This is a genomic window from Bacteroides salyersiae (assembly GCF_031172035.1).
In the GTDB taxonomy this organism is placed as follows: domain Bacteria; phylum Bacteroidota; class Bacteroidia; order Bacteroidales; family Bacteroidaceae; genus Bacteroides; species Bacteroides salyersiae.
In genome coordinates, this window is record NZ_CP133452.1 from 2,666,738 (window position 1) to 2,681,338 (window position 14,601).

Annotated in this window: 13 protein-coding genes; 11 read left to right on the top strand and 2 right to left on the bottom strand. The window is 41.0% G+C overall.

Features of this window, described 5'->3' with window-relative positions; genetic code table 11:
* The first annotated feature begins 39 nt into the window (after nucleotides 1–39).
* From RB604_RS09545 to RB604_RS09590, 10 genes are all read left to right on the top strand, one after another.
* Nucleotides 40–939, top strand: coding sequence for a T9SS type A sorting domain-containing protein (locus RB604_RS09545; RefSeq protein WP_005925028.1), 900 nt, complete (start codon nucleotides 40–42; stop codon nucleotides 937–939).
* A gap of 99 nt (nucleotides 940–1,038) precedes the next feature.
* Entirely contained in the window at nucleotides 1,039–3,588 is a 2,550-nt protein-coding gene (locus RB604_RS09550; protein WP_055295126.1) for a M6 family metalloprotease domain-containing protein, read from the top strand.
* A gap of 586 nt (nucleotides 3,589–4,174) precedes the next feature.
* On the top strand, nucleotides 4,175–5,167 hold the full coding sequence (locus RB604_RS09555; RefSeq protein WP_005925020.1) for a GIN domain-containing protein: 993 nt from the start codon (nucleotides 4,175–4,177) through the stop codon (nucleotides 5,165–5,167).
* A 164-nt stretch (nucleotides 5,168–5,331) separates the two neighbouring features.
* Nucleotides 5,332–7,128, top strand: a complete 1,797-nt coding sequence (rpsA, locus tag RB604_RS09560) for a 30S ribosomal protein S1 (protein WP_005925017.1) — start codon at nucleotides 5,332–5,334, stop codon at nucleotides 7,126–7,128.
* 72 nt (nucleotides 7,129–7,200) lie between these two features.
* The gene (locus RB604_RS09565) at nucleotides 7,201–8,115 is read left to right on the top strand and encodes a ribonuclease Z (RefSeq protein WP_055295130.1); all 915 of its coding nucleotides are present in this window, start codon (nucleotides 7,201–7,203) and stop codon (nucleotides 8,113–8,115) included.
* A 31-nt stretch (nucleotides 8,116–8,146) separates the two neighbouring features.
* Nucleotides 8,147–8,509 (top strand): T9SS type A sorting domain-containing protein, encoded by a 363-nt coding sequence (locus RB604_RS09570; RefSeq protein WP_005925013.1) that lies wholly within the window; start codon nucleotides 8,147–8,149, stop codon nucleotides 8,507–8,509.
* Nucleotides 8,510–8,516: 7 nt separating this feature from the next.
* The gene (locus tag RB604_RS09575) at nucleotides 8,517–10,334 is read left to right on the top strand and encodes a L,D-transpeptidase family protein (protein ID WP_055295132.1); all 1,818 of its coding nucleotides are present in this window, start codon (nucleotides 8,517–8,519) and stop codon (nucleotides 10,332–10,334) included.
* 14 nt (nucleotides 10,335–10,348) lie between these two features.
* Nucleotides 10,349–10,900 (top strand): RNA polymerase sigma factor, encoded by a 552-nt coding sequence (locus RB604_RS09580; protein ID WP_005925009.1) that lies wholly within the window; start codon nucleotides 10,349–10,351, stop codon nucleotides 10,898–10,900.
* Nucleotides 10,901–10,917: 17 nt separating this feature from the next.
* Nucleotides 10,918–11,325, top strand: a complete 408-nt coding sequence (locus RB604_RS09585; protein WP_005925007.1) for a hypothetical protein — start codon at nucleotides 10,918–10,920, stop codon at nucleotides 11,323–11,325.
* Nucleotides 11,326–11,350: 25 nt separating this feature from the next.
* Nucleotides 11,351–11,788, top strand: a complete 438-nt coding sequence (locus RB604_RS09590) for a hypothetical protein (RefSeq protein WP_005925005.1) — start codon at nucleotides 11,351–11,353, stop codon at nucleotides 11,786–11,788.
* Between the two features lie 135 nt (nucleotides 11,789–11,923).
* Here the strand turns inward: RB604_RS09590 and mazG are convergent, their stop codons facing one another.
* On the bottom strand, nucleotides 11,924–12,709 hold the full coding sequence (mazG, locus tag RB604_RS09595; protein WP_055295134.1) for a nucleoside triphosphate pyrophosphohydrolase: 786 nt from the start codon (nucleotides 12,707–12,709) through the stop codon (nucleotides 11,924–11,926).
* Between the two features lie 219 nt (nucleotides 12,710–12,928).
* Between mazG and RB604_RS09600 the strand changes: the two genes are divergently transcribed.
* On the top strand, nucleotides 12,929–13,813 hold the full coding sequence (locus tag RB604_RS09600) for a D-isomer specific 2-hydroxyacid dehydrogenase family protein (RefSeq protein ID WP_055295136.1): 885 nt from the start codon (nucleotides 12,929–12,931) through the stop codon (nucleotides 13,811–13,813).
* Here the strand turns inward: RB604_RS09600 and RB604_RS09605 are convergent.
* A complete protein-coding gene (locus RB604_RS09605; RefSeq protein ID WP_005924992.1) occupies nucleotides 13,796–14,584 on the bottom strand; it encodes an aspartate dehydrogenase domain-containing protein in 789 nt (262 codons plus the stop codon). The genes RB604_RS09600 and RB604_RS09605 overlap by 18 nt on opposite strands.
* Nucleotides 14,585–14,601: the final 17 nt, after the last annotated feature.

A 14,601-nucleotide genomic window follows, 5' to 3' on the forward strand; every position in this document is an offset into this window, starting at 1 on the left:
TTATCAATCAATGTATTATTAACTTTAATAAAAAAATGTATGAGTAGAAAAATTACGGTCTTATTAATGACTTTAAGTGTGGTTATGTTTGCAAATGCACAAGAGTATAATCTATTTGATCCGGCTGATGTGGATGCCAATGGATGGATATGGTTCGATACGCAGGAAAAGATAGACAAGTATATCGGTCAGGCAAACAATGAAGATGGAAAGATAGATCCGAATGGAAAGATTATTCAGTTGATTTGTGCGGATTTTGGAGATTATGAAGACTCTACGGCCGATCCGGCTGTAAAGGGAGCAGGTACTGATGGAGAAATGGAAAGTGCGGATGCTAAAACCGGTGCTATTGTTACTGCCAGTTCTTCTTCTGCAATGAATACGAATGGTGGCGGTTTTGTAGTACGTATGCCTTCATGTGTATCTTTTAATATATTCATATCAAGCGGCGTGAAAACTTATGTACGTCTGTTAGGAACGACGGAACAAGATAAACCTTTTAAAGATTATACAATTGTTTCTGCTATGTATTCAACTATGTTTAAGCCATTGATGAGTGCCGGACAAAAAGAATGGACAGGAATGGAGACTTTGGATAGTGGTAATGAACCCTATTTCAAATTAAAATCAGATGCTCCTATTTATGCCCGGTTTGAATCATTGACAAAAGCTCCTTTGTATATTCACGGAATGAAAGTGCTTACTTCAACTAAACCTTCCGGTATTAATGACACATCAATTAATTCTGAAATTGAATTTGATGGTATTACCCTTTCTTTGGGAGAGGTTGCAAATGTGCAGGTTTATACAACTACCGGCGTATTGGCCGCATCGGCTATAACAGACAAGATGAATTTGTCTCCTTTGACAAGTGGTATATATATTGTGAAAGCAAAGAACGGTACTACCGAACGTACCACTAAGATTGTTATCCGGTAATAATTTTTATAGGGAAAACCTGCTTGTACTCATTGGAATCTGAGATGATGGGACGGTAGTTGTTTTCCCTTTTTTATTTATTTTTTAATACATAAAACAATGAAGAGATATCCTATTCTTTGGATCGTTGTTTTATTCTTTCCGTTACTGCTGTCGGCTGCCGAAAAGAATAAAGGTGAGTTGAGCAACTTGGTTTGTTTTTTGCGTTTTAATGACGAAGACAACAAGGAGCAATTCGACAAACCTATCAGCTATTACGAAACGATGTTTAACGCTGAAGTTGAAGGAGCCAATTCTGTGTATAGCTATTTTCGAGAAGCTTCTTATAATCAGCTTTTTTGGAAAAGTTCTTTCTTCCCCAAATCAGACGGTACACAGATCATTTCTTATAAAGCTAAAAATGAGCGTGGATATTATCGGGAAAAGAATAGTATTAATGATTTAGGGTATAGTAATGAAACGGAAAAAGCTGCTCGTGAACAAGCTTTAATAAAAGAGCTTGCTGCTTATTTGTCTGAAAATCTTCCTGATGATGTAGTGATTGATGCCAATAATGATGGTTTACTCGACAATATTTGTATAATTGTAAGCGGCAATTCCGATCTGAGCAGTAAATATATGTTATGGCCTCACCGTTCCGATTTGGCATTACCCGACGAGAAAGCTATTTATGTGAAAGGCAAAAAGATCGTGGGATATCTGATGGTATTCAATGATGCGAATGGTTGGAGTTCTCTGAGTCCTGTTCCTTTGAATACAGGAGTTCTTTGCCATGAGATGTCACATACGCTCGGTACATATGATCTTTATCATGTAAATGATAATTTGAATCCGGTAGGAGTTTGGGATTTAATGTCCGATAATCTGACAACTCCTCAGCAGATGAGCGCTTATACTAAATACCGCTATTGTAAATGGATTGACGAGATTCCTGAAATATCTACTCCGGGGACTTATACCTTAAATCCGGTAGGAGGTACAACAAAAGAAAATATAGCATATAAGATTAAACCGACAGGTTCGGATGAATACTTTATAGTGGAATATAGAAGAAAGGACGGGACATTTGATAGAGGGTTACCGTCTTCCGGGTTATTGGTTTATCGCATTAATCCGAATGTAACGGGTGGAAATCTGAATTATAATGGAACTACCCGCTTGGACGAGCAGTATCTGTTTCGTCCGGGTGGAACAGTGACACTTGACGGTGATATCTCAAAAGCTGCTTTTAGTGCAGAAAGCGGGCGTACTGCGATCGGAGGCAATGCGGAACTTAAGCCTTTCTACAGCGACGGTAAAGAAGCGAAATTTGCGTTGGCAAATATATCCTCTTGTGGTGAGACCATTTCTTTTGATTTGTTGGAACTGACACCGCAGATTTATATACCTAAACCGAATGTCACTTTGGGAGGGGCAATAAACAGCACTGCTCAAGTTATTGTTGAGTCTGATGTAGCATGGCGAATAGTCGATGTCCCCGATTGGTTGACAATTACCCCGCTTCAGGGAGAGGCCGGCCAGTCGACAATCGTTCTTCAGGCTAAATCGGCTAATGAGAATGCGCAGCTACGTATATCTGATTTTCATTTGCAGGGAGTAGAAGATCCATCGATAACTGCTATTGTTAATGTGTCGCAACGTTCCGATCTAATACAGTCACCTTCTGCATTGACTGCCAAAGAAGAAGGAAATACGGTTGTATTGACGTGGGTGGCACCTCATGAAGGAACTCCGGCGTTGATGGAAGATTTTGAAGACTCGGGTAATCTGGCGAAATGGACAATCAAAAATGAGGGTAACCGGGGATGGCTCTGGCAAAAGAACGAGAAGTATAAAGAGCCTTATGCCGGAAATTATTCAATGCGCTTGTTGGAGGCATGGGAAGATATCCATCAGGATGAATATCTGATTTCTCCTGTTTTTGCCAATGGAAAATCGCTAACTTTCTATTCAAAATCTACAGCTCCGCAAAAAAATAACCCGCAGAACTTTTATTATGTAGAAGTAAGTTCGGACGGTGGTACCACATGGAAGCAGATTTGGGATTTGAAAACAGATTGCTCTGTAGTGAACAAATACACCCGCGTAGATATCGATTTATCTCCTTATATGTCTGATAACATGAAGATTGCTTTTCATGCATACGATACAAATCAGACGGGGCTATCTTACTGGTGGCATGTAGATGATGTTGCTATTTATCCGCAGGTAGAGCATTCAATGATAACAGGTTATGCCATCTACCGCAATGGAGAGAAAATAGGTAATTCCGTAACTTCTACTTTTACGGATATCGCTCCGCTTTCTGGAGAGAATGTATATACTGTACGCGCGGAAGGTGCTTTTGGGGATACACCGGATTCGGAATCGGTAACTGTATCATTTACAGGAACCGGTATCTGTAAATCACCTGTTTCTTTGTCAGAAGTAACAATGTTGCTTTATCAAGGAATGCTTCATTTGGAAAGTGAAAATAGGATAGAGACTTTGGTTCTCTACTCTTTAGATGGAAAACCTGTTCTGTTTACTGCTCCGGGAGAAGAGTCTTGTGATATCAGTATAAACCATCTTGAAGCCGGAGTGTATATTGCTTATGTCTTCATGCAAGATCAGAATCATCCGGTGATACGGAAATTGATGCTAAAATAATCTCTCTTTAGTTGACAATTATCTTCCACTATTTGAATGTCGATCGATGTTTGGATAGTGGAAGATTTTTTTTGAGTTGTCTTCTAAAGTGCAAAAGAACCACCGGTTTCAGCATGAATCTTTGACTTATGAACTGAAATTGTTCTGCAAACTGCCTTTATTCAGTATGTTTTTACCCTCTTCACCGCTTTCACCTTTTTCAATCAAAGCCTTTATTCATCGTAGATGCAGGGTGAAGCCCTGGTCGGCACGGTCCTTATGCACCATAAAGGCGGTTCTTACGAGTCATGAGCACGCTTGTTATTGACGGCAAGCACGGTGCATAGCAAGAGGGGGATCGCTTTCACCCTTAATTTCCGATGAATAAGCCGATAGAGCAAAAAAGGTGAAGGAGATGAAGGGGGTAAGTTCATAGTCAACTATCTGTTTTTTTATAGATAGGAGAGAAACGCTGCGAATGAAAACTGTACCGATTTATATTTTTATTATTACTTATCTCTGATTTTCTACAAAAAAGTTTCTATGCCATGCAACTTTTTCCCACTGCTGGTCGTCTATTAATATAGAAACTACAAAATTGAAACCTATGAATAGTAAAATGAAGGGATTTATCGGAATGATTGCATTGTTTTCATTCTTGTTTTCTGTAACAACGGTTTGTGCTCAGACCAGACGTGTAAAAGCCAGTGGAACGTATAAAACCAAAGAAGTTAAGATCAAAGACTTCGATAAAATCAAACTCTTGGGAAGTCCTACAGTCATTTATACACAGTCTGCCAATAATAAGTCGACATTAAAAATTTATGGTTCGGATAATGTGATCGACTTGGTGGATTGTACGGTAACAGATGGTGTATTATCCATTTCTTTTAAGAATAGGACCAGCATTGAATTTGGCAAACAGGGGAGACTTAAAATAATGGCTTCCAGTCCTATGTTGAAAGATGTGCATCTGCAAGGTTCCGGAGACGTTGTCTTAGATAGTAAACTGGAATGTGATAATTTGTCTTTGACATTGCAGGGCTCCGGGGATATTACTGCCGGTGAAGTTGTTTGTGCAAATGATCTTGCGGTCACTTTGCAAGGTTCCGGAGATATTTCTATTAAGAATAGCGTGAAAGCTGGGAATGCAGCTTTGAATCTGATAGGTTCCGGTGATATCGATATTTATAATATGACGGCAAAGTCTGCGGCTGCTACTCTTCAAGGTTCGGGTGATCTGAAAGTGAAAGGTGGAAATGTGGTAGGTGATGTTGTGATTAGCTTACTGGGTGCCGGTGATCTGAATTTTGCAGGTATCCAGGGAAATAATGTAAGAGCCGAGTTGAATGGTTCCGGTGATTTGAAAGTGACAGGTACAGTTCAACAGGCTGTCTTGATGCTGCGGAACTCCGGTGACCTGGATGCGAAAGATTTGAAAGCCGTAGATGTAGACGCTACGGTAAATGGTTCCGGAGATATTTCATGCTATGTTTCCGGTACATTGAAGTGCGATATTTCGGGGAGCGGTGATGTAGGCTATAAAGGTAATCCGGTTAATGTGCATTCGACCGGAAGAAATAAACCTCATAAATTGTAAAATTGCATACAGAATAACTTAAGTGTCTGAAAATTAGCCGTCGTGAGACGGCTTTTTTTTTTCTAACTTTTTGTTAGTCCCGAAAAATGTTCTATCTTTGCGCCCGATTTATAGATAATATAATGTCTTATTTAATTAAAGTATTTCAAAACAAGTAATTATTAATGGAAAACTTAAAGAACATTGCTCCTGTTGAAGATTTCAACTGGGAAGCGTATGAGAATGGCGAATCATTCGCCGGCGCCAGCCACGAAGATCTTGAAAAAGCTTACGACAGTACGCTTAACAAAGTTAACGACCGTGAGGTAGTTGACGGAACCGTAATCGCAATGAACAAGCGTGAAGTTGTTGTGAACATCGGTTACAAATCAGACGGTATCATTCCTTTGAATGAATTCCGCTACAATCCCGATTTGAAAGTAGGTGATACTGTAGAAGTATATATCGAAAATCAGGAAGACAAAAAAGGACAGTTGGTTCTGTCTCACAGAAAAGCACGTGCTACTCGCTCTTGGGATCGTGTGAATGCTGCTTTGGAAAATGAAGAAATTATCAAAGGTTACATCAAATGCCGCACTAAGGGTGGTATGATCGTAGACGTATTCGGTATCGAAGCATTCTTGCCGGGTTCCCAGATCGACGTTAAGCCGATCCGTGATTATGATGTATTCGTTGGAAAAACAATGGAATTCAAAGTTGTTAAAATCAACCAGGAATTCAAAAACGTGGTTGTTTCTCACAAAGCTCTTATCGAAGCTGAACTGGAACAACAGAAGAAAGAAATTATCGGTAAGCTTGAAAAAGGACAAGTTCTTGAAGGAACCGTTAAAAACATCACTTCTTACGGTGTATTCATCGATTTGGGTGGCGTAGACGGATTGATCCATATCACTGACCTATCATGGGGACGTGTAAGCGATCCGAAAGAAGTGGTTGAACTCGATCAGAAGCTTAACGTTGTTATCCTTGATTTCGATGACGAAAAGAAACGTATTGCTTTGGGTCTGAAACAACTTACTCCGCACCCATGGGATGCTCTTGATCCGGACTTGAAGGTAGGTGATCACGTGAAGGGTAAAGTAGTCGTGATGGCTGATTACGGTGCATTTATCGAAATTGCTCCGGGTGTTGAAGGTTTGATTCACGTATCTGAAATGTCATGGTCACAGCACCTGCGTTCTGCTCAAGACTTCATGAAAGTGGGCGATGAAGTAGAAGCTGTTGTATTGACTCTGGACCGTGAAGAACGTAAGATGTCTTTGGGTATCAAGCAACTGAAACAAGATCCATGGGAAACAATCGAAGAGAAGTATCCTGTAGGTTCTAAGCATACTGCAAAAGTTCGTAACTTCACTAACTTCGGTGTATTCGTAGAAATCGAAGAAGGTGTTGACGGATTGATTCACATCTCTGATCTTTCTTGGACGAAGAAAGTTAAACACCCTTCAGAATTTACTCAGATCGGTGCAGACATCGAAGTTCAGGTATTGGAGATCGACAAAGAAAACCGTCGTTTGAGCCTTGGTCACAAACAGCTTGAAGAAAATCCTTGGGATGTATTCGAAACTGTATTTACTGTAGGTTCTGTACACGAAGGAACAATCATCGAAATGTTGGATAAGGGTGCCGTAGTTGCTCTTCCTTATGGTGTTGAAGGATTCGCTACTCCGAAACATCTTGTAAAAGAAGACGGCTCACAGGCTCAGTTGGATGAGAAACTTGAATTCAAAGTGATCGAATTCAACAAGGATGCTAAGAGAATTATCCTTTCTCATAGCCGCATTTTCGAAGATGTTGCAAAAGCAGAAGAAAGAGCTGAAAAGAAAGCAGCTTCTAATGCAAAGAAAGCATCTTCAAAGAAAGAAGACGCTCCGATGATCCAAAATCAGGCTGCTTCTACAACTTTGGGTGACATTGACGCTCTGGCAGCTTTGAAAGAACAGTTGGAAGGTAAGAAATAATTCTTTTCCAATATATTTTTAGAAAGGGTATCAGCATGCTGATACCCTTTTTTCTTTATCTTTGTGTCCGTTATGGAGAGATTTGAATTACATATATTGGGATGTGGCTCTGCGCTACCTACTACACGGCATTTTTCAACTTCACAAGTGATAAACCTGCGTGATAAACTTTTTATGATAGACTGTGGCGAGGGGGCACAGATGCAGCTTCGTAAGTCCCGGTTGAAGTTTTCGCGCTTGAATCATATTTTTATCTCACATTTGCATGGTGATCATTGCTTCGGCTTGCTTGGGCTTATCTCGACTTTCGGACTGCTCGGGCGTACAGCCGAATTGCATATTCATTCTCCTAAGGGACTTGAGGAACTATTTTCTCCGTTGTTGGCTTTCTTCTGTAAGAACATGAGTTATCGGGTCGTTTTTCATGAGTTTGCAACGAAAGAACCCAGTGTGATTTACGAAGACCGTTCAGTAGCGGTTACGACTATTCCTTTACAACACCGCATTCCTTGCTGTGGCTTTTTATTTGCTGAAAAACCTCGTCCCAATCATATTATTCGCGAAATGATAGATTTCTATCAAGTGCCTGTATATGAATTGAATCGTATTAAGAATGGTGAAGATTTTGTAACTCCGGAAGGGGATGTTATTGCAAATTCACGCTTGACAAGACCTTCTGCTTCACCCAGACGCTATGCATATTGTTCTGATACGATTTATCGGAAAGAAATAGTTCAACAGATTTCCGGAGTGGACTTATTGTTTCATGAAGCAACTTTTGCACAGACAGAGTCGGCCCGTGCAAAAGAGACTTTCCATACGACTGCTGCTCAAGCGGCTCAGATTGCCTTGGATGCAGAGGTGAAACAACTTGTCATTGGGCATTTCTCTGCCCGCTATGAAAATGAACAGGTGTTGCTGGATGAGGCTGCTGCCATCTTCCCTTCTACGATTTTGGCAAAAGAGAATCTCTGTATTAATCTATAGCAACTTTCGGGGGCAAAGTTTGTTTTATAGAATGGAACAACGTATATTTGTAGAGAATAAAATAGATTCATATGCGCATCAGATGAAAAGGTTATTTTTATACTTTTTCTTGGTTTTGGCTCTTTTGTCTTTTTCTTCTGTGATGGCACAGGACGGACGAAAGGTGGAGACGGTTCAACATGAGCCGGTTTCTCTTACTATTACCGTGTCCGGAACAACGATCCGTGTTCAGAATGCTACTCCGGGTTCAACGATGGAAGTATATGATATTCTCGGAGTAAAGATTACGTCTGTACGTATTGATACAGCCGATAAAACAGTTACTTTGAACTTGCCTAAAGGATATTATATTTTTAAAGTAGGCGATACGGTCCGGAAAGTAGTTATAAAATAAAGAGCGGATGATGAAGCGGATATTATTAAGCTTTTTTATTCTGCTCGTTGCATTGTCTGCTTGCAAAAAGCAAAAGGAACCGAAAACTTTGGAGGCTCTTGCTTTGTCTTCCTTTCATGAATTGGTAAATCCTGCTTATTTGATAAATTCCGATAGTATTCGCCGGTATATCCGTATGAATCTGTCGGCCGTCCATGATACTGCTGTTTGGGATTCGGTCGTTACCGAATATTATACTGCTAATGATACCCTGATCTGGTTCGGAGATGAAGTCGGTTCACGTACGGACACCTTGCTTTATTGGTTGGAGAATTCTTATCGCCACGGTATAAATCCCGAACTTTTTGCTGTTTCCGGTATGCGCAGTGATCTGGAACGTTTTCGTTCTTTGCAGTTGAACGAAAGGAGTGTCAACCATTTATTGGCTGGTCTGGAATATCGATTGACGGCTTCCTATTTGCATTATGCTTGTGGGCTTTCATTCGGTTTTCTTTCTCCTTCCGAAATCCTGAACAATCTGGAAGAAAAGACTTCTGATGTCCGTAAACAGGCAATTACGAAATCGAAGAAAGAAGATGTATCTCTCATTCCGTTGAAGAAATGTGATAAGAAGTTTGCGCAAGGAGCATTGGATAAGTTAAAACAAGATGCCTGTTTCGCTTTTCGTCAGGTTCAGCCGTCTTCCCGGTTCTATTTGAGTTTGCAGAAAGAGTCGGATCGTCTGGATTCTTTAGGTGAATTTGAGTTCGAGCCGATTCCTCTTATTGGTGATACATTATTGAAAGTAGGAGAGAGACACCGGATTGTACCGTTGATAGCACAAAGGCTTTTGCAAACGGGAGAACTGCAACAGGATTCGGATTCCATAGAGAATGTGTTGACTCCTGCTTTGCTGGAAGCTGTCAACCGCTTTCGGATAAACAACCGCTTGGCTACTGATCATTCAATCGGTACTTATACCATTCGCTATTTGAATCATCCTTTTTCTTATTACAAAGATCTGCTGCATATCAATATGGAGCGTGCCCGTTGGCAGTATGCATTGGAGAAAGGAACTAAATACGTCTTTGTCAATGTGGCGGCTTGCATGCTTCAGGCATTTAATGAAGAAACTGATTCTATTCTTGAAATGCGTACTTGTTGCGGTTCAGTAAGAAATAAGACACCCTTGCTTTCCAGCCGGATTTATTATATGGAATTAAATCCGTATTGGAATGTTCCCCAGAACATTATACGCAAGGAAATCATTCCGTCTTACCTTCGTGATACGACTTATTTTACCCGAAATCGTATGAAAGTATACGATAAAAACGGAGTTCGGGTAAACCCTCGTGATATAAAATGGTCTAAATACAAGGCAGGTGTTCCTTTTACTGTAAAACAGGATAATAAAGAAGGTAATTCATTGGGCCGTATTATTTTTCGTTTTCCTAATTCTTTTGCTGTCTATCTGCACGATACGCCTTCCCGGCGAACATTTGCCAGAGCTAATCGTGCTGTGAGTCATGGCTGTGTGAGATTGGAGAAAGCATTGGATTTTGCATTCTTTCTGTTAAAAGAACCCGATGAACTGCTGGAAGACCGCATACGGATCGCAATGGATATAGCACCGAAAAGCGATGAAGGAAAGAAACTGACTCGCAGCCAGGCATATCGGGAACTCAAACATTATAGTTTGAAGGAGTCTGTTCCTGTGTATCTGGATTATCAGACAATGTATCTGGATGCCGCCGGGCAGCTCAGTTACTGTGATGATATCTATAAATACGATGCTCCTTTACTTGAAGCATTGAATAAATTGAACCATAAAAACATAACATACTGAATACTAATAACCTTATGAACCCTTATAATGAACGAGAGGTTTTGTTGCTCCTTCAGGATGAGAGTACACAGCGGAAAGGATTTGAGATGATTGTGTCGCAATATAGCGAACAGTTGTACTGGCAAATCCGGCGGATGGTGCTTTCTCACGATGATGCGAACGACTTGCTTCAGAATACGTTTGTCAAGGCATGGATGAATATTGATTATTTCCGGGCGGAAGCGAAGCTTTCCACCTGGCTCTATCGTATTGCCTTAAACGAATGTATTACTTTTCTGAATAAGCAACGTGCCATGAATACCGTAGCCATTGACGATCCGGAAGCAGCAGTTGTCCAGAGGCTGGAGAGCGATCCTTATTTCTCGGGCGACCAGGCACAATTGATGTTGCAAAAGGCTTTGTTGTCTTTGCCGGAGAAACAGCGTATGGTTTTCAATCTGAAATATTATCAGGAAATGAAATATGAAGAGATGTCGGATATCTTCGGAACATCCGTCGGTGCCTTGAAAGCATCTTATCATCACGCGGTGAAGAAAATCGAAAAGTTTTTGGAAGGGATCGATTAAACCTTTTAAATCATTCAATGTCTAAGAAAAAGAGAGGAGAAGATTATATGAAAGAAGAAGATGAAATATTGAGGAAAGTGGGCACGGGGAATGCTTTTAAAGTACCCGAAGGTTACTTTGAAAATCTTACTTCAGAAGTTATGGACAAGCTTCCCGAGCAAAAACAACCTGCCTTTGAAGTGAAAGAACCAACGAAGTGGGATAAATTGAAACCACTTTTTTATATGGCAGCCATGTTTGTCGGAGCGGCACTTATTATTCGTGTGGCCTCTGTAAACTATAAGCCTGAAACTACTGAAACAGCATCTATTGAAGCAGTAGAAGTTGACAGCGATGCCGACGAGTATATCAACGCGGTGCTCGAAGGATCGATGATGGATGATTATTCGTTGTATGTATATCTCACTGATGCCAGTGTGGAATAAAATAAACTAAATTGATTTTATAGAAATGAAAAGACTGATAATTCTGCTGTTTATTATTTGTGGTTTTTCTCCTTTGATTTGGGCGGTGGATGGATGTAATCAAGAACGCTTGTCGCCTGAGGAATTCCGTGCCAAACAAAAAGCGTTTATCATTGAGAAGGCAGGTTTGACCAAAGAAGAAGCTGCAAAATTCTTTCCTGTATACTTTGAGCTTCAGGATAAAAAGAAAGCATTGAATGATAAAGCTTGGGGCTTGATTCGCAAAGGAAAAGACGATAAGACAACAGAGGCTCAATATGCTGAAATAATGGAAGGAGTGTACGATGCCCGTATCGCTTCGGATCAGTTGGAAAGAACCTATTATGAGAAATATAAGAAAATTCTATCAAATAAGAAGATTTATATGGTACAGAAAGCCGAAATGCGTTTTCATAAGGAGTTACTGAAAAAAGCGAAGAAATAATGTGCCAATATGACAATGTGCCAATATGCCAATTAGCTGCGCTATGTTTCCACAGGATAATTGGCACATTGACACATTGTCCAATTGGCACATTATTTAAAGCATTCTTTCATTGGCATATTGGCACATTATTTATCATAATCCTTTCTTTTTTGCTTCGTTCCAGATTGCATCCATTTCTTCCAATGACATGTCTTTAAGGTTTTTTCCCTCTTTAATGGTATGTTCCTCCAGATAATTGAAACGGCGGATGAATTTCTGGTTGGTAAGTTCCAGTGCATTATCCGGATTGATCTTATATAGGCGGGCGGCATTGATAAGACTAAACATTACATCCCCGAATTCTGCTTCTGCTTTTTCCTTATCCATATTGGCTACTTCCACTTGGAATTCGGCAATTTCCTCTTTTACCTTATCCCATACTTGTTCCTTTTCTTCCCAGTCAAACCCTACATTCCGGGCTTTATCCTGTATGCGATAGGCTTTTATAAGTGAAGGTAAAGCAGACGGTACACCACTGAGCACAGTTTTGTTTCCATCCTTTTCTTTTAGTTTCAGTTGTTCCCAGTTTTCAGACACCTGTCCGGCTGTATCGGCTTTTACTTCTCCGAATACATGAGGATGGCGGAAGATCAGTTTCTCACAAAGCCGGTCGCACACATCTTTGATATCGAAATTTCCTGTTTCCGATCCTATCTTGGCATAAAAGGCAACATGTAGCAGTACATCTCCCAATTCTTTACATATTTCCTTTTTGTCATCACGCATGATGGCATCACAGAGTTCGTAAGTTTCTTCAATGGTGTTAGGGCGTAAGCTCTCATTGGTTTGTTTTCGGTCCCAAGGACATTTTACACGTAGTTCATCCAGTATATCCAGGAAGCGTCCGAAAGCTTCCATTTGTTCTTTTCTTGAATGCATCTTTTTATAAATATGAGTTTGATATGAGAATATTAGAATTTGAAATCTCTTGCAAAGATAATGCAAACCGAGAGCAGAATAAAATGAACTCGTTCATTTTTTATGCCGAGGTGCGGCTTGTCTTCGCTTTGGGCAAAGATAAGGAAATTCATCACAAGGCGTTCTTCTTATCCGGTTCCTTTTTATTAACTTTACCGCACAAATCAAATTGAAATAATTATGTTCCATAAACTTGTAGCAATAGAGCCGGTGAGTCTGGTTCCGTCAGCAGAAAAAGAACTGTATTCATTTGCAGAGGAAGTGATCCTGTTTCCCGATGTACCGGCGGGGGATGAGGAAGTGGCTGCCCGTATCGGTGATGCCGATGCCGTTCTTTTGAGTTATACTTCCCGAATTACTCGGGAGGCTTTGGAGAAATGTCCGAATGTTAAATATATCGGTATGTGCTGTTCGCTCTATTCTCCCGAAAGTGCCAATGTAGATATCCGTTATGCCAATGAGCGGGGGATAACTGTGACCGGCATTCGTGATTATGGGGATGAAGGAGTGGTAGAGTATGTGATCAGCGAATTAGTGCGTTGTTTGCATGGGTTTGGCCAGGAACCGTGGGACGGGATGGCTCGTGAAATCACCGGATTGAAAGTCGGGATCGTGGGATTGGGAAAGTCCGGCGGGATGATAGCGGATGCTCTGAATTTTCTGGGTGCTGATATTACCTATTATGCCCGTAGCGTGAAACAGGATGCCGCAGAAAAAGGATATCGTTTCTTGCCATTGGAGGAATTGCTTGTCCATAGCGAAGTTGTGTGTTGCTGCCTTAACAAAAACACGGTTTTATTACATGATGCCGAATTCCGTCGGCTTGGCAACAGAAAAATATTGTTTAATACAAGTTTGTCCCCGGCATGGGATGAAGCGGCTTTTGCCGGATGGCTGGAAGGAGATAACCTTTGTTTTTGTGATACGGTAGGCGCATTGGGGGGAACCCGTTTTCTCGATCATCCTCATGTGCGTTGCATGCAGGTGTCTACAGGGCGCACCCGTCAGGCGTTTGACCGCCTGAGCGAAAAGGTGCTTGCCAATTTGTCAGAATACAATGGGTGATGTAATATTGATCAGGGTGTTCACAACCGACCACCCTGCAATATCTGATGTAGCGCTATATACATCTATCACAGCGTGCACTTGGTCGTTCTTTATTTCTACCCTTTGAGTGTCTCCTACGAATCCGGGTGTGGATTGCATGGATACCTGCATTTTCTCCGGTCCTACCGAAGCAAGTGAAGCGGCAACTGCTACATTTACTTTAGTTGGAAACATTCCTATTGCTTCCGTTGCATTCCCCGAAAATACTATGCGTTGCTCCGATTGCAAGGAATCATCGTATACAGCCGTTCCTTTTAATGCATTCGGTCCTTTTTCATTGAAGAAGCGTGCACTGGCATTTCCCATTAAAAAAGCAGTTCTCAGTACATCGAATCCTCCGGTAGCTCCGGAAACCAAATATACACGTGTACCGTTTGCTTTGGCTGTTTTCATCACTTCCTGATAGAATCCGGTGTCTGCTAAGGCACCGATAGACAGAGTAATAATGGAAGTACCGTTCTTTAGTGCCGGCAAGGCGAGCTCTTTCATGGCCGCAGGAGAAGCCGACTCTACCAGATAATCCGGTTTCAGTACCAACAAATCTTCCAATGTGGCGCATGCACGGCATGTTTTCCCGTGTTTTTCCATTTTTGTCACAATACGTTCGGCTTTTGATGCCGTACGCGAATAAACGCCCGTTAAATCATACTCGGGCAATAAACCATTGACAACTGCGTCCGCAACGATATCGGCGAGTCGTCCGCATCCAACAATTACTAACTTTTTCATGTAGCAAAGATAGGACT